The organism is Streptomyces griseorubiginosus, from assembly GCF_001514195.1.
Lineage (GTDB): Bacteria > Actinomycetota > Actinomycetes > Streptomycetales > Streptomycetaceae > Streptomyces > Streptomyces griseorubiginosus.
Map to the genome: position 1 here is coordinate 404,845 of NZ_KQ948736.1, position 15,087 is coordinate 419,931.

General features: G+C 70.9%; 13 protein-coding genes. 3 read left to right on the forward strand and 10 right to left on the reverse strand.

Features of this window, described 5'->3' with window-relative positions:
* Positions 1-142 precede the first annotated feature (142 nt).
* Both AQJ54_RS14505 and AQJ54_RS14510 read left to right on the forward strand, forming a co-directional pair.
* Entirely contained in the window at positions 143-949 is an 807-nt protein-coding gene (locus AQJ54_RS14505; protein WP_062237620.1) for a phosphatase PAP2 family protein, read from the forward strand.
* A complete protein-coding gene (locus AQJ54_RS14510; RefSeq protein WP_062237621.1) occupies positions 946-1,872 on the forward strand; it encodes a DMT family protein in 927 nt (308 codons plus the stop codon). Before AQJ54_RS14505 ends, AQJ54_RS14510 begins: the two co-directional genes overlap by 4 nt.
* A gap of 15 nt (positions 1,873-1,887) precedes the next feature.
* Here AQJ54_RS14510 and AQJ54_RS14515 read toward each other — a convergent pair whose 3' ends face one another.
* Positions 1,888-2,745 carry an LURP-one-related family protein gene (locus tag AQJ54_RS14515; protein ID WP_062029127.1) on the reverse strand — a complete coding sequence of 286 codons (858 nt, stop codon included), beginning with the start codon at positions 2,743-2,745 and terminating at the stop codon, positions 1,888-1,890.
* Between the two features lie 63 nt (positions 2,746-2,808).
* Positions 2,809-4,863, reverse strand: a complete 2,055-nt coding sequence (locus AQJ54_RS14520; protein ID WP_062237624.1) for a phosphocholine-specific phospholipase C — start codon at positions 4,861-4,863, stop codon at positions 2,809-2,811.
* A 157-nt stretch (positions 4,864-5,020) separates the two neighbouring features.
* Between AQJ54_RS14520 and AQJ54_RS14525 the strand changes: the two genes are divergently transcribed.
* Positions 5,021-6,319: an MFS transporter gene (locus AQJ54_RS14525; RefSeq protein ID WP_062237627.1), complete on the forward strand. Its 1,299-nt coding sequence runs from the start codon at positions 5,021-5,023 to the stop codon at positions 6,317-6,319.
* On the opposite strand, the gene AQJ54_RS14530 is transcribed toward AQJ54_RS14525, so the two are convergent.
* From AQJ54_RS14530 to AQJ54_RS14565, 8 genes are all read right to left on the reverse strand, one after another.
* Positions 6,266-7,237, reverse strand: a complete 972-nt coding sequence (locus AQJ54_RS14530) for a sugar phosphate isomerase/epimerase family protein (RefSeq protein WP_062237629.1) — start codon at positions 7,235-7,237, stop codon at positions 6,266-6,268. The genes AQJ54_RS14525 and AQJ54_RS14530 overlap by 54 nt on opposite strands.
* Positions 7,234-7,845 (reverse strand): nucleoside deaminase, encoded by a 612-nt coding sequence (locus tag AQJ54_RS14535; RefSeq protein ID WP_062237631.1) that lies wholly within the window; start codon positions 7,843-7,845, stop codon positions 7,234-7,236. Before AQJ54_RS14535 ends, AQJ54_RS14530 begins: the two co-directional genes overlap by 4 nt.
* The gene (locus tag AQJ54_RS14540; protein WP_062237633.1) at positions 7,842-9,377 is read right to left on the reverse strand and encodes a GMC oxidoreductase; all 1,536 of its coding nucleotides are present in this window, start codon (positions 9,375-9,377) and stop codon (positions 7,842-7,844) included. Before AQJ54_RS14540 ends, AQJ54_RS14535 begins: the two co-directional genes overlap by 4 nt.
* A 30-nt stretch (positions 9,378-9,407) precedes the next feature.
* Positions 9,408-10,553: an ROK family transcriptional regulator gene (locus tag AQJ54_RS14545; protein ID WP_062237635.1), complete on the reverse strand. Its 1,146-nt coding sequence runs from the start codon at positions 10,551-10,553 to the stop codon at positions 9,408-9,410.
* Between the two features lie 88 nt (positions 10,554-10,641).
* Complete coding sequence (locus AQJ54_RS14550) at positions 10,642-11,463, reverse strand: carbohydrate ABC transporter permease (protein ID WP_062029112.1); 822 nt, start codon at positions 11,461-11,463, stop codon at positions 10,642-10,644.
* Positions 11,460-12,401: a carbohydrate ABC transporter permease gene (locus tag AQJ54_RS14555; protein WP_062029109.1), complete on the reverse strand. Its 942-nt coding sequence runs from the start codon at positions 12,399-12,401 to the stop codon at positions 11,460-11,462. The genes AQJ54_RS14550 and AQJ54_RS14555 overlap by 4 nt, the downstream gene beginning before the upstream one ends.
* On the reverse strand, positions 12,401-13,699 hold the full coding sequence (locus tag AQJ54_RS14560) for an extracellular solute-binding protein (RefSeq protein ID WP_062237637.1): 1,299 nt from the start codon (positions 13,697-13,699) through the stop codon (positions 12,401-12,403). Before AQJ54_RS14560 ends, AQJ54_RS14555 begins: the two co-directional genes overlap by 1 nt.
* Before the next feature lie 195 nt (positions 13,700-13,894).
* Positions 13,895-14,977, reverse strand: a complete 1,083-nt coding sequence (locus AQJ54_RS14565) for a chitinase (protein ID WP_062237639.1) — start codon at positions 14,975-14,977, stop codon at positions 13,895-13,897.
* Positions 14,978-15,087 lie beyond the last annotated feature (110 nt).

Here is a 15,087-nt window from a genome sequence, read left to right on the forward strand (position 1 = left end):
ATACGCCAGTGTACCGGTACCCGTCCGTATCGGTACACTGGCGTATCGGTACGATGTCGTATCGATGAGTTTGGGGATCGGGACGAGTCATCACCCTGTCCGGATCCAGTACCCGCACCACCGTCAGCGAAAGGGCCGGGGGATGAATGCCCGCACCGAGCCTTCAGAAGCAGAGCCGGGCGCGACAGCGCGGCCGCCGCTCGTCCGTGAGCTCCTGCTCGTCGTAGGACTCTTCCTCGTCTACAAGTTCGGCCGGCAACTGGTCGCGGGGCACACCCCCGAGGCCTTCCGCAACGCCGGTCGCGTCTGGGACTGGGAGCGGGCCCTGCACCTGCCCTCGGAGCGCTCGGTGCAGTCGCTGCTGCTGCACGGCGACACCCTCGCGCACATCGCCAACACCTACTACGCGACCGTCCACTTCCCGGCCACGGTCGCCTTCCTGGTCTGGCTGTACCTCAAGCGCCCCGCGCACTACGTCTGGGCCCGGCGCGTCCTCGCCTCGCTGACCGGCGCCGCCCTGGTGCTGCACCTGGTCTTCCCGCTGGCCCCGCCGCGGATGCTCGCGGCGGCCGGACTGGTCGACACCGCCAAGGTCTACGGCCCCTCCGTGTACGGCCCGCCGCAGACCGACACCCTCTCCAACCAGTTCGCGGCGATGCCCTCGCTGCACTTCGGGTGGGCGCTGATGGTGGCGATCGGCCTGATCGTGGCGACCCGCTCGCGGTGGCGCTGGCTCTGGCTGCTGCACCCGCTGGTGACCCTGACGGTGATCGTCGGCACGGCGAACCACTACTGGCTGGACGCGATCGTCGCGGCCGCGCTGCTCGGCATCGCCCTCGCGGTCCTCCACGCGCCGCAGCGCACGGCGAGCACGGCGGGACGGGCGCGGGAGAAGCTCGCCCCGGCCGCGTCCGAGAAGAAGAACGTCCTGGTCGGAGCGGGCCGATGAACGCCACCCTGATCGCCGTCGCCCTGAGCCTGCTCTCCTCCGTCGCCTACGCGGCCGCCGCGGTCGCGCAGGAGCGCCTGGCCTCGCGCAACCCCGGCTCGGGTGTGCTGCGGATGCTGGGCTCGGGTGCCTGGTGGGGGTCCGTCGCCCTCAACGCCTCGGCCGCACTGCTGCACGTGGTGGCCCTCAAGTACGGCCCGCTGACCGTGGTCCAGCCGCTCGGCGCGCTCACGCTCGTCGCCGCGGTGCCGCTGGGCGCGCGGATCGCGGGGCGCCGGGTCACGGCGACGGAGTGGCGGGGCACGGCGTACACGCTGGCGGGGCTCGCGGCCATCCTGGTGGTGGCGTCGGGTTCCGCACCCGGGAAGGTGCTGAGCACCACCGAGGCGGTCGCGGTGGCGGGGGCGACGGCGGCCCTCATCGGGCTGCTGGCCCGCCCGGGCGCCCGGCCCGGAGTACGGCACGCCTCGGCGTCCGGGGTCGCCTCGGGTGTCGCCTCCGCGCTCACCCAGACCGTCACGGTGGCCGCGACGGACCGCTCCGGATCCCTGCTCAGCGTCCAGGTGATCGGCGTGGCCCTGCTCGTCGCGGCCTTCGCGGCGGGCGGTCTCCTGCTCTCCCAGACGGCCTACCGGGACGGTCTGGGTGCCCCGCTCGCGGTGGTCACCCTGGCCAACCCGCTGGCCGCGGCGGTCATCGGACTCTCGCTGCTGGGCGAGGGCCTGCGCGGCGGAGTGGCGGGTGTGCTGCTGGCGCTGGCGGGCGCGGGCCTGGCCTCGTGGGGCGTGGTGCTGCTGAGCCGGGTCGCTCCCGCCGAGGTGCACGACGACCACCCGGTGGCGGCGGTCCTGGCACTGGAACCGTCACTGCGGGACGTGAAGGTGCCCCGGCCTTCCGAACCGGGGCACCTCACACCGCTCTGACCGCTCTGGGCCCGGTCAGCCGAAGCCCCGAGCATCCTGCTTCAACGCCGTGTCCACGGTCAGCGCCGTGGCGACCACCAGACTCAGCAGCGGCTCGGGCAACTGGTAGTGGATCTGGAGGACATAGTTGTCCGCGGTCGTGAACATCGTCTTGGCCAGCCCCTCCCACGTCTTCGTGATCCGGGCCACCTCGTTCCCCGCGTGGTCGACGATCGCGAAGTTCCACGCCCGCCAGTTCTCCGCCTTGATCGCGCCGACCTGCTGACCATCCACCATCAGCGCGAAGTTGATCTTTCCGATCATGTTCTGCTGGACGATCTCACCGACCGGCGAACCGTCCGGACGCTCCACGATCACCCGGGACTTGAAGATCTTCCCCGGCCGGGTCAGCAGCAGGACCGGCTGCCCGTGGGCGTCCCGGATCTCCAGCCTGATCTTCATGAACTGGTCGATGCTCCACAGGAAACGCACGATCTTCCGCAGCGCGCTCTGGCCGACCTGGGTGACCGAGCCGATCTGGTGACCGTGCTGGTCCATGACCTTGTACTCGTTGGTCAGCTCGATCAGCTTGGCCTTCTGGTTCACCACCAGGACCGGCTCGGTGAAGAGCGTGCCGCCGCCCGCACCGCCCGCGGTGACCCCGGCCTGCTGCTGCACCTGACGCTGCACGCGCGCGTCGGGGCCGGCCGCCTGCTGCGGTATCTGGGGCGCCTGCTGGGCCGGCGGGGCCTGTACGGCCTGGGCCTGGCCCGCCGCCTGCTGCTGGCCGTTGGTGTGCTGGGTCCACTGCGCCCCGTCCCAGTAACGGAGCGTCTGGGGCGCTCCGTGCGGATCGGGGTACCAACCGGCAGGTGTGTTCGAATGCGTGGTCACCGGGGCACATTACCCCGGGACCATCGCGATCCGGCCACCTGTTCGGCGGCTTGTACAGCGGCTTTACCCGGTGATGACGGCCGGGTCGCTCACTCCGGGGCGCCCGTTCTCGACATGTCCGGCGAATCGCCTGAGAAACGCCGGGTCCGCGTCGGCCGTCACCGTGAGGTCGTACCAACGGCGGCTCCTGGCGAGGCCGAAGGTGTGCCGGACGGTGGTGCCGGGCCGCACGGTGAACGTCCGCACCCGGTCGCCGTAGCCGCTCTCGACCTTCAGGCGGACCAGTCCGGAGCCGCTGTTGGTGAAGGTCAGCTCGATGTCGTCACCGCTGTGACGGGCGGTGACCTCGGGCCCGGCGGTCTTGTTCGACCCCTTGAAGGAGCGCAGGAAGCCGTTGGGGCCGTGCACGGTCAGGTCGTACGACCCCTTCGAGTACGCCGAGTTCCAGGTGTCCGAGACGGACTTGCCGGCCTCGGTGGTGTAACTCCAGGGCCCGTCGGTGCGGTTGCCGGAGGTCACCAGGAAGGCGGCGCCGGCCTTGGCTCCGGAGGCGAAGGCGAGCGTGAACCTGCCGCCCTTCGCGTCGACCGAACCGTCCACGTGCGGGGCGTACTTGAGCGGGCGGGCCGGACGCAGTCCGCGTTCCTGCCTCGGCAGGGCGCCGACCGCGGGCGGGACCGGTACGTAGTCGGGGTGGCGCTCGCGGTCCGGCGGCTCGAAGCCGTCGGTGTCCGGCAGGGCGACCGGCTTGGTGTCCTTGCGGGAGAAGTCGAAGGCCGCCGTGAGGTCGCCGCACACGGCCCGCCGCCAGGGCGAGATGTTGGGCTCGTGGACGCCGAAGCGGCGCTCCAGGAAGCGGATGATCGAGGTGTGGTCGAGCGTCTCGGAGCAGACGTAACCGCCCTTGCTCCAGGGCGAGACGACGAGCATGGGCACGCGCTGGCCGAGGCCGTAGGGGCCGGCCGGGTGGCTCGCGCTGCCCTGGAACAGGTCGAGCGCCGGGTCGACCGTGGACTTGCCCTGCGCGGCGGAACCCGCCGGGTAGGCCGGGACGACGTGGTCGAAGAAGCCGTCGTTCTCGTCGTAGGTGATGAACACGGCCGTTTTCGCCCAGACCTTGGGGTCCGAGGTGAGCGCGTCCAGGACCTGGGCGACGTACCAGGCGCCGTAGTTCGCGGGCCAGTTGGGGTGTTCGGTGAAGGCCTCGGGGGCGACGATCCAGGAGACCTGGGGCAGCTTCCCGGCCTTGACGTCGGCCTTGAGCTGGTCGAAGTAGCCCTCGCCCTTGGTGTAGTCGGTGCCGGTGCGGGCCTTGTCGTACAGCGGGTCGCCGGGCTTGGCGTTCCGGTACTGGTTGAAGTAGAGCAGCGAGTTGTCGCCGTAGTTGCCCCGGTAGGCGTCCGGGATCCAGCCCCAACTGCCGTTGGCGTCCAGGCCGTCGCCGACGTCCTGGTAGATCTTCCAGGAGACGCCCGCCTTCTCCAGGCGCTCCGGGTAGGTCGTCCAGCCGTAGCCGGCCTCGTCGTTGCCGAGGACCGGGCCGCCGCCCTGGCCGTCGTTGCCCGTGTACCCCGTCCACATGTAGTAGCGGTTCGGGTCGGTCGAGCCGATGAACGAGCAGTGGTAGGCGTCGCAGATGGTGAACGAGTCGGCGAGGGCGTAGTGGAAGGGGATGTCCTCGCGGGTCAGGTACGCCATCGTCGTGGACCCCTTGTTCGGGACCCATTTGTCGTACTTGCCCCCGTTGAAGGCGGCGTGTCCGTCGTTCCAGCCGTGCGGCAGGTCCTGGATGAACTGCATGCCCAGGTCGTTCGCCTCGGGCCGGAAGGGCAGGATCTCCTTGCCGTTCCGGTCGGTCTGGTGCCAGACGGACTTGCTGCTGTCCAGCGTGACCGGGCGCGGGTCGCCGAAGCCGCGCACGCCTCGGAGCGAGCCGAAGTAGTGGTCGAAGGAGCGGTTCTCCTGCATCAGGACGACGACGTGCTCGACGTCCTCGATGGTCCCGGTGCGGTGGTGGGCCGGGAGGGCGGCGGCGCGCTGGATGCTGTTCGACAGGGCGCTGAAGGCCGTGGTGGCGCCCGCGAGTTGGAGGAATCTGCGCCGGTTGACGTCAGCCATGAGTGAGGGGGACCTCTCATCCTGCGCATCGGTGGCCGGAACGTGACGGAAGGTGCGCGCAGCGAGTTTTCCAAGTCCACCAAACGACAGGGAAGGGTCTGGTGGCGCTGATGTGAAAGTCGCGGGTACGGGAGGTGTGACGCGGCGCGAGCGGGGGATGGTCGCGATCATGACAGAGACGACTCGTCCGGTGGCGCCGCCCGCGAAACGGCCCGTACGCCAGCTGTTCGCCGCCTCCGTGGGCAACGCCGTGGAGTGGTACGACTGGTACGCCTACACGTTTCTGGCCACCTACATCGCCGCCGCCGTCTTCCCCAAGGGCGCGGACAACTCGCTGGTACCGCTGCTCTCGACGTTCGCCGTGTTCGCGGTCGGGTTCTTCATGCGGCCGGTCGGCGGGCTGCTGATGGGGGCAATCGCTGACCGGCACGGTCGGCGGGCCGCGCTGACGGTCACCATCCTGCTGATGGGCGGCAGCAGCCTGCTGGTCGGACTGACGCCGACGTACGCGGCGGTGGGCGTGCTGTCCCCGGTCGTGCTGGTGCTCGCGCGACTGCTCCAAGGGCTGTCCGTGGGCGGGGAGTTCGCGGCCTCGACGACCTTCCTGGTGGAGTCTGCGGGCCCCGGTCGGCGCGGGCTGTTCTCCAGCTTTCAGTATGTGTCGACGACCGCCGGGCAGCTCCTCGCGTCCGGGATCGCCACCGTGCTGGTGGACACACTGAGCGAGGGGCGGATGGACGACTGGGGCTGGCGGGTGCCGTTCGTGCTCGGGGCCGCGCTGTCCCTGGTCGGCTTCTGGATCCGGCAGGGCGCTCAGGAGACCCGCAGCGAGGAGCAGCGGTCGGCGCCGCGGCCCGCGCTGCTGGAGGCGCTGCGCCGCCATCCCCGTGAGTCGCTGCTGATCTGCGGGATCACGATGGGCGGCACCATCGCGTACTACACGTGGACGTCCTACCTGCCGACCTACGCCGAACTGAACGCCGGGGTCGGCAAGTCGGACGCGCTGCTCGCGGGCACGATCTCGCTGGCCTTCTTCGGTCTGCTCCAGCCGCTGGGCGGGCTGCTGTCGGACCGGTTCGGACGGCGGCCGCTGCTGCTGTTCTTCGGGGTCGGGTTCGCGCTGCTGAGCGTGCCGCTGCTGCACGCGCTGCGGGACTCGTTCGCGGTCCTGCTGCTCGTGCAGTGCGCGGGGATGGTGCTGCTGACCGGGTTCACCTCGATCAGCGCGGCGGTGAACGCGGAGGTGTTCCCGCCCCGGGTGCGGGCGGCCGGGATCGGGTTTCCGTACTCCCTGACGGTCGCGCTGTTCGGCGGGACGGCGCCGTACGTCGGCACGCTGTTCAAGGAGTTCGGGCACGCCGGGCTGTTCCCCTGGTACGTGGCCCTGCTGTGCCTCGGCTCGTCACTGGTCTATCTGCGCCTCCCGGAGACCGCCCACGGCGAACTGCGCCGCTAGCACCCGCTTCGCCACGGCCGTGCCCGACCTGAGCGCGGCCACCGGATCGGCGGCCTCGTCCAGTTCGATCAGGACCGTGCCCGCGCCGGGCGTGGCGGACATCGCGTCCGCCCAGCCCTCCCAGTCGACGATCCCCTTGCCCAACTCCGCCATGTACGGCTGCTGTTGTGAGTACACCGTCTCGTCGACGGTGAGATGGACGCCGATCGGGGCGACCGCGTCCTTCCAGTGGGCCAGCGTGATGCGCGGAGTGTGGCGCCGGGCCACCGCGACAGGGTCGCCGCCACCCAGTGCGATGTGGCAGGAGTCCGGGCACAGCCAGACGTAGCGCGGGTCGGTCAGGGCCATGAACAGGTCGATGTCCCGCTCGTACCAGAGGGTGCTGTGGGACTCGGTGTGGAACGCCAGCCGCACCCCGGACCGGGACACCGCCTCGCCCACCGCGTGCGCGATGTCGGCCATCCGGTTCATGTAGGCGGCGTCGACGAAGAAGGGCGGGCGGGTGCCGTACGTCGTCCTCATCGGCAGTCCGGCGACGAGGACCTCGGCGCCCACCTCGGCCAGGAAGGCGGCGCGGCGCTCGGCGTCCGCGACGATCGCGGGCAGGTTGCCGCCGTGCCGCCAGTCGGGGGCGTCGCTGTCGGCGACGAAGGCGCTGACGACGGCCAGGCCCCGGTCGGCCAGTTCCCGGCGGAACGCCTCCGCGCTGCCGAAGGCGCCCAGGGCCGAGTCGATGCCGCCGGGCGCGAACGTCAGCTCGATGCCGGTGACCTCGGTCTCGGCGAGCGTGTCCAGCACCCGCCCCCAGAAGCGGTCCGGACTGTCCGCGGCCCAGGCCCGGACGGCGTCGGCGGAGTCGAGGTCCCAGAAGCCGGGATGGTGGAAGGTGACGACGTCCGTCGCGAAGCGGGGGCTCATTCCGCTCCCCCGCGGGCGTTGTAGACGACGACGTCGTCGGACTCGTCGACGGCCTTGCGGTAGTTCCGGAACACCGCGAGCGCCTCGTCCCTGAGGACGTCCCCCACGACCTCGATGCCGCGGTTCTCGAACTGCTCGGCCCAGTCGGGGCCGACCGGGCCCTCGTCGAAGGTGGTGATCTCCTCCAGTTCAGGACCCTCCCCCGCGACCACCAGGCCGCGCACCCCCGACCACATCGTGGCGCCGTAACACTGCACGCAGGGGCGCCAGTTGACGACCAGTTCGTGGGACGGCAGGCCGTCGCCGCCGAGGTCCCAGCTGCCGGTGGCGATCTGGGCGAGGCCGAGGGCGACGACCTCGGCGTGCGCGCTGGAGACTCCGGTGGACAGCACGACGTTCACGCCGACGGAGACGATCCGGCCGGACGCGCGCTCGGCGACGAGCGCGGCGAACGGACCGCCGTTGCCCTCGCGCCAGTTGCGGTCGGCGAGCCGGTGCACCAGCCGCATCCGGTCCTCGCGGGTGGGCAGGGCGGCGGGCGTGGCGGCGAGTTCGTCGTCGATCCAGGCGGGCAGGGCAACGCGGAATTCCTTGGCGATGTCGATCACTTTCGGTTCCTCTCGATGGTTCCGGTGCGTGCGGCGGTGACGGCACGGGCGGCCCGTACCGCGGTGACGGCACCGGTCAGGGTGACGTTGGCGGCCATCGCCGTGGGAACGACTCCGTTGCCCGCCAGATACAGGTTGTCGAAGCCCCACACCCTCCCGTCCGGGTCGCACACGCTGGTGCCGTCGTCGCTGACGCCTGCCCGGACCGTGCCGGTGAGATGCAGCGAGGAACCGGGCGGAAGCACGGTGGACTCGGTCGCGGGATCGAAGGGGCCGAACTCCTCAGCGACGGAACGGACTTCGTCCAGGGCCCGGCGGATCAGCACACGGTCGGCCTCGGAGTAGCCGAACTCGACACGGATGCGGGGCAGGCCAGCGAGATCGGTCTCGCCCGCCGAGAACACGAGCCGGTTCTGCGGTCGCGACTCGACGGGGACGTACAGCGACAGACCGACGGAGTGCGCGAGGGGCCGGCCGGTCCCGTCCACGTAGGTGCGGTTCATGATCTGGCCGTGGAAGGGCTGGGCGGGCCCGTTGCACGGCAGCCACAGCGAGTCCGTGCTGAACTCGCCGGGACGCGGCAGGGGCAGGGCATCGGCGTCCAGGCCGAACCGGTCCAGGTCGAGCAGGACGCGGGCGGTGACGAAGGCGTGCTCGTTGAGCCGGCGGCCCAGGGCCTCGGGCCGGATGCCGGATGCGTACAGGAGTTGCGGGGTGCGCAGGGCGTCGGCGCACACCACCACGGTGCCGGGGCGCAGTTCGGACTCGGTGCCGTCGGCGACGCGGCGCAGACGGGCCGCCGTGACCCGGCCGCTTCCCGTGCCGAGGGCGGTCACCAGGGTGCCGGTGAGCAGGGTGAAGGCCGGGTCGCCGCCCTGCGCGAGGGCGGGGAAGATCGTCCCGGGGGCCGAGCGGGGCATGGGGCCCGAGGGTGTGGGGGTGACAGCCATCGGCATGGGCTGCGGGGCACGGTCGGCGGGCCCCGAGCCGTCGTAGCGTCGGCGCAGGACGTCGAGGACGAGCTCGCCCACCTTGGTCGGGCCGATCGCGGCGGGGGTGACGGCGAGCAGTCGGCGTGCGGTGTCGAGGTCGGCCGCCCAGGCGTCCGGGTCGCCGAAGTCGAAGGCCTCGTCCGGGGCGGGCCACGGGGTGGCGGCGGTCCAGTGGACGCCCATGCCGCCCGCGTTCCAGGCGAGCGCGGCCTGCGGCATCGCCTCGGCGTCCTGGCCGAAGGCGAGCGCGTGGAACATGCCGGGGGTGAGGTCGGGAAGGCTGTCCGCGACCTCGCGGACCACCTCCGCTCCGGTGTACATGCCCTGGATGCCGGTGGCGGCCTTCTCGTTGTAGCGGGACCACAGTTCGGGATCGTCGAGGTCGTGCAGGTGCAGCCCCGGCGCACCGCCGATGGGGCTGCCACCGTCGGCCATGGTGATGTGCAGCGCCGGATCGCTCCTGCGCAGGAGGCGGGCCACGAGGGAGCCCATGATGCCGCTGCCCACGATGAGGACATCGGTGCGGGGGGTGCTGGTCAAGTGGAGCTCCGGGTGCGTGTGGTGTGGGGGTCAGTCGACCGGGACGAGCGGTCCGAACAGTTCGGTGTCCATGCGGTCCAGGGCGAGCTTGACCGCGCCGACGAGCGGGGCGTCGTGGCCGAGCGCGGTGGCACGCAGCTCGACCGCGGGGGCCCGGGCGTCCCGCAACGCGGCGCGCACCCGCGGCAGCAGGACGTCGGCCGCGTCCTCGAGGCCGCCGCCGAGGACGATGAGCGAGGGGGCGACCGTCCAGGACAGGGTGATGAGGATCGAGGCGATGTTCTCCACGAACTCGTCGACCTCGGCGAGCGCGGCGGTGTCACCGGCGCGGGCCGCCTCGAACCGGGCCAGGGCGAGGGCGCGTTGGGCGGCCAGCGGTGAGGTCAGGGCGGCGACGGGGCGGTCCTCGACCGAGCCGGCCGGCATCGAGCGTGCCTCGACGATCTCGCCCGCGGCACCGTCGAGCCCACGGTGCACGGCCCCCCTGATGAGGATGCCGAGCCCGGTCCGGTTCCCGAGCATCGCCCAGACGACGTTGTCGTGATCCGCGGCGATTCCCCGCCAACGCTCGGCCAGCGCACCGAGGTTGGTGTCGTTGTCGGCGAACCAGGGCACCGGGACGCGCCGGCCGAGCTCCTCGGGCAGGTGCACGCCTTCCCAGCGGGTGGTGTGCACCAGGCGCCGCACGACTCCCTCGTCGTCGATGGCACCGCCGCCCGCGATGGCCCCGGCGCGCAGCCGGTCCACCGTGCCGCCGGCGTCGTCGAGGGCCCGGCGGACCAGACCGGCGGCGTCGTCGAGGGTGGTGTCGGGGTCCTCGTAGGCGCGCAGCGGACCGTGGGACCGGCCGAGGATGTGGCCGCGCACGTCGGCGACGACGGCGGACGCATCGACGGTCGTGACGCGTACCGCGGCCAACAGAGCATGCTCGGCTCGCAGTTCGTAACGGCGGGCCGGGCGTCCGGCGCAGCCGCTGAGGGGCACCCTGTCGAGTTCGGCGACCCAGCCCGCCTCGACGAGCGAGTCCAGGACCAGCTCGATCGTGCGACGGGACAGAGCGGTCTGCGCGGCGAGTTCGGTGAGTTTCCGCGGTCCTGCCGACACCGCCAACGCCCGCAGGATCACCGAGGTGTTGACCCGTCGTACGGCGCTCTGGTTCATGCCCGCGATCAGCACGCGCCTGCTCCCGTCACCGGGTGGTACCCACCCCTGGTGCCTACCTCGGACTGGTCGCCCACCCGGGTCCGGACGGTGACCCGCGTGCTCATCGCAACCCCGTTCCGGCGATGCCCTGCACGAAGTAGCGCTGGAGGAAGAGGAAGAGCACGAGCACCGGCAGCATCACGACGATCGCCCCGGCGAGCAGCAGGCCGTAGTCGGTGACGTGGGCCGCGGCCTGACTGGTGGCGGCGAGGCCGACCGGGAGGGTGTAGGTGGACATGCTCTGGGCGACGACCAGCGGCCAGATGAAGTTGTTCCAGGAGTTGAGGAAAGACATGATCGTGATCGTGGCGACGGCGGGTCCGGCCAGCGGCAGGAAGATCCTGAGGAAGATCCGGAACTCGCCCGCGCCGTCGATGCGGGCCGCTTCGAGGAGTTCGTCGGGGACCGACAGGGCGTACTGGCGCACGATGAAGACCGACAGCGGGAGCGCGGCACCGGGCAGGGCGATCCCGGTGAGGGTGTCCGCGAGGCCCAGGTCCACGGTGATCACGAACTGGGTGACGAACACCGCGGTGAACGGCACCATCATCGCCGCCATGACCGCGCCGAACGCGAGCCGACGGCCCGCGAAGTCGAGCTTGGCGAGGGCGTACCCGGCGGCCGACGCGGCCAGGATGTTCCCGGCGACGACGATCAGCGCGACGACGACGCTGTTGACCAGGAACCTGCCGAAGCCCTGGGTCTCGAACAGCCGGGTGAAGTTGCCGAAGGTCAGGTGGTGCGGGAACAGGGCCCCGGGGTCGGAACGGATCTCGTCCAGGCTGCGCAACGAGCCGCTCACCCCCCACGCGAAGGGCAGCAGGGTGAGCAGGGCGCACAGCACCAGGGCGGCGTACATCAGGGGGCGGGCGGCACGGTTCATGTGCGGGACCTCAGCAGCCGGAACTGGACGACGCTGACCACGGTCACCAGGGCGAGCGTCACGAAGGACGCCGCCGAAGACATCCCGAACTCGCCCGCCCCGAACTGGCGGTAGGTGTACAGCGCGACCGACTCGGTGGAGCCGAGCGGGCCACCGCCGGTGAGGAGGTAGGGCTCGTCGAAGACCTGGAGGTAGAAGACGGTCAGCAGGACGGAGACCATGAGGGTGGTGGGCATCAGCAACGGCAGGGTGATGTGCCGGAGTTGGCGCCACCGGCCGGCCCCGTCCAGGGCGGCGGCCTCGTACACGTCCCGGGGGACCGCCTGGAGACCGGCGAGGAACAGCACCATGGCGGTGCCGAAGTTGCGCCAGACGCCGAGCAGGATGACGACCGGCATGGCCAGGTCGGGGTCGTCCAGCCAGTTCGGTCCGGCGAACCCGACCGCACCGAGCAGCTTGTCGACTGTGCCGTCGACGTGGAAGGCGTACTGCCAGATCAGCGCGACGGCCACCACGTTGGTGACGACGGGAGCGAAGAAGACCGTCCGGAAGGCACCGCGCAGCCTGCTGACGCCGGAGTTGAGCACGAGGGCCAGAGCGAAACCGGCACCCATCGTCAGGGGCACGCCCACGACGACGAACAGGGCGGTGTTGAGGATGTCCCGTACGAAGGTGTCGTCCTGGAACAGCCGGAGGTAGTTGTCGATGCCGGTGAAGTCGACGGCGAACGGGGTGCGCAGGTCGGCGCCGCGGATGTCGGTGAGGCTCAGGGCGAGCGCGGCGACCGTGGGGATCGCCGTGTAGACCAGGAAGACGACGCCGAAGGGGGCGAGGAAGAGCCAGGCGACCGCGGTGCGGCGGCCCCGGGACGCCCTGGGTGCCGCCGTCCTCGGTACGGCTCGGGTCCTCTCGGTGGCCGGTACGGCCGTCGTGGTCATCACTTCCTGCCCGTGCCGACGCTCTCGGCGTACGCCTGGATGGCCGCGGCCGCCTTCGCCGCGGTCTGCTTCCCCTTGGCGACGGCCTCCATCTCCTTGCCCAGCCGGGTCGCGACCTGCTGCCACGTGCCGACCTGCGGGAACGCGCGGGTGTTCTTGAGCTGCGTGAAGAAGGCGTCCAGCAGTGGCTGGCCCTTGATCACCGGGTCGCCCCACGCGGAGACGACGGCCGGCAGCGATCCGTACGCCTTGTACTGCGCGACCTGGGTGGTGGGCTCGGCCAGATGCCGGACGAGTTTCCAGGCGGCGTCCGGGTTGCCGCTGTCGGCGAGGACGCCCCAGGTACCGCCCGCGGAGAAGGAGACGCTGCTCGACGCTCCGGCGGACAGCGGGGCTGTGGCGACATGGGAGGCCGTCCAGCCGCTCTTCTTGGCGGCGGTGTCGAGCTGGCCGATGACCCAGGGGCCGGTGATCATGCTCGCTGTTCTGCCCGAGACGAAGTACGGCTGTGCGTCGAGGAAGGTCGGCCCACCGGTGTCGGCGGTCCCGGCGGTGAAGAAGGACGCGTTGTAGTCGAGGGCGTCGATCATCTGGGGCGTGTCGAGGTTCCACTTGCTGTCGGAGGTGACGAGTGAGCCGCCGGCCTGCCAGGCGTACATGGCGACATCCTGGCCGTTGAAGATGTCCCACCCGATGTCGGCCCCCAGCGCGTGGGCGGCACCGGCGCTCTGGAGGCCCTTGAGGAAGGGTTCCATGCCGGCCCAGGTGGTCGGCGCCTCGACGCCCGCCTTCTTGGCCAGATCCGATCGGTAGACCAGTGCGTACGTGTACGCGTACCAGGGCACCGTGTAGGCCACGTCGTTCACGACGCCGGCGTCCCAGAGGCTCTTGAAGAAGCGGCCCGGATCGACCAGGTCGTCCGGCACGGGCAAGAGGGTCGACGAGTCGAGGAACTGCGCCTGCGACTCGGGGAAGAACTGGGCCAGGTCCGGTCCCTTGCCGGCCGCGACGGCCGCCTGGAGTTTGGTGTAGTACTCCGCGTTCGGGATCAGCGTGGTCTGCACGGCCAGGTCGGGGTTGGCGGCCTTGAACGGCGTCAGGACCTTGCCGAGCACGTCGGCGTCGCCCTGGGCGGCCCAGACGTTCACGGTGCCGGTTGCCGGGGACGTGTCGACCTTCTTGGCGCCGGAGGTGGCGGCCGCGTCGTCTTCGCGCCCGCAGCCTGCCAGGGGGAGCGCGGCACCGAGGGCCATTCCGGCGGTCAGCCGCAGGGCGGTGCGGCGGGAGAGGTGGGGCACGGGGACTCCTGTGACACGGGATTCCTCACGAGTACTGAGGTCAGTGGCGTGGTGTGTCCCGACGCTAGGAACCGCGTGTTTCGGCCACGTGGCCGTCCTCGCCCCGAATAATTTCGGAACTTGTAGCGAAATCGACGGGGCGTGGGCCGGTGCGTTTCTCCGCACCGGCCCACGCCCCGTCTCGGAGCTGGACCGCTACCCGTGGCCTCCGCTCGTGAACCGCTCGAAGGTGTGGCTGAAGGCCCAGGTGTCCTGGGCGATGCCGGAGCAGGAGTCGGAGCCGCCGGTGCCGGGGCAGCCGCCGTTGTCGCGCTGGAGGGCCCAGAAGGAGAGGGTGTTGATCCTTCTGGCCTCGGCCCACTTCTCGACGGCGGCCGCGTTCTCGACCGTGAAGGTCTCCTCGGGGCCGTAGTCGTCGATGCCGGGCATCTCGATGACACCGATCATGTGCCACAGCCGGGCGGAGCTCTTCTTCGGGTACAGCGCGGCCAGTTGGGCTTGCAGTCCCTCGGCGGCCGTCACGGTGTCGGCCGCCATGTCGTGCGTGGCGCCGTCGTAGTAGTCGAAGGTCATGAGGTTGACGACGTCCACGCGGGCGCCGTTGTCGACGGCGTTGCGGAGCACGGCGAGGCCGTTGGCCTCCAGACCCTTGGTGGAGGTCGGCAGGGTGTAGGAGAACTGCACGGTGCGGCCGGCGCGTTCGGCCCAGCGCTGCACCTTCGCGATGGCCTTGTTGCGGCGGTCGATGCCGGCGGCGTTGTCGATCGAGTCGCCTTCGACATCGAGGTCGATGCGGGTGATGCCGTACGTGGTGACCAGGCTCCGGTAGACCGCGGCGATGGCGTCGACGCTGGTGCAGCTGTCCGCCAGTTCGGTGCCGGTGGTGTCCGCGGACCAGCCGCCGAAGGACGGGATGGCGTTGCCGCCGCGCGCCTGGAGGGTGGCGATGTCCCGGCCGAAGGCCGCCTTCGAGATCGGCTGGGTGGTGTCGCCGTTCCAGTAGGCGGTGCAGGAACCGGGCGCGGCCGTCTGGAGGAAGGCCAGGGTGAGGTACTTGTTGCCGGAGGCGGCGGCGAGGTCGGCGGGGCTCTCGCCGGTCCAGGACTCGACGTAGGGCGCGGCCACCTGGGCCGGCAGCGGCTTGCCGAAGCCGGAGGACGAGGGCGAGGACGAGGGCGAGAGCGGCGCCGCGAGTGCGTCTCCTCCCCCGATTCCGACGAGCCCGGCGGACAGAGCACTGACACTCAGACAGGACAGCAATGTGCGAAGTCGTCTCACTGACGCTCCCAGGGGTGGGCCGTGTGGATCGGTGTGGATCGGTGCCCATGATTGGACTAGACCACATAACTGTCAAGGTTCTTTACAGTTAGCTTGCCGACCGCTGTCCG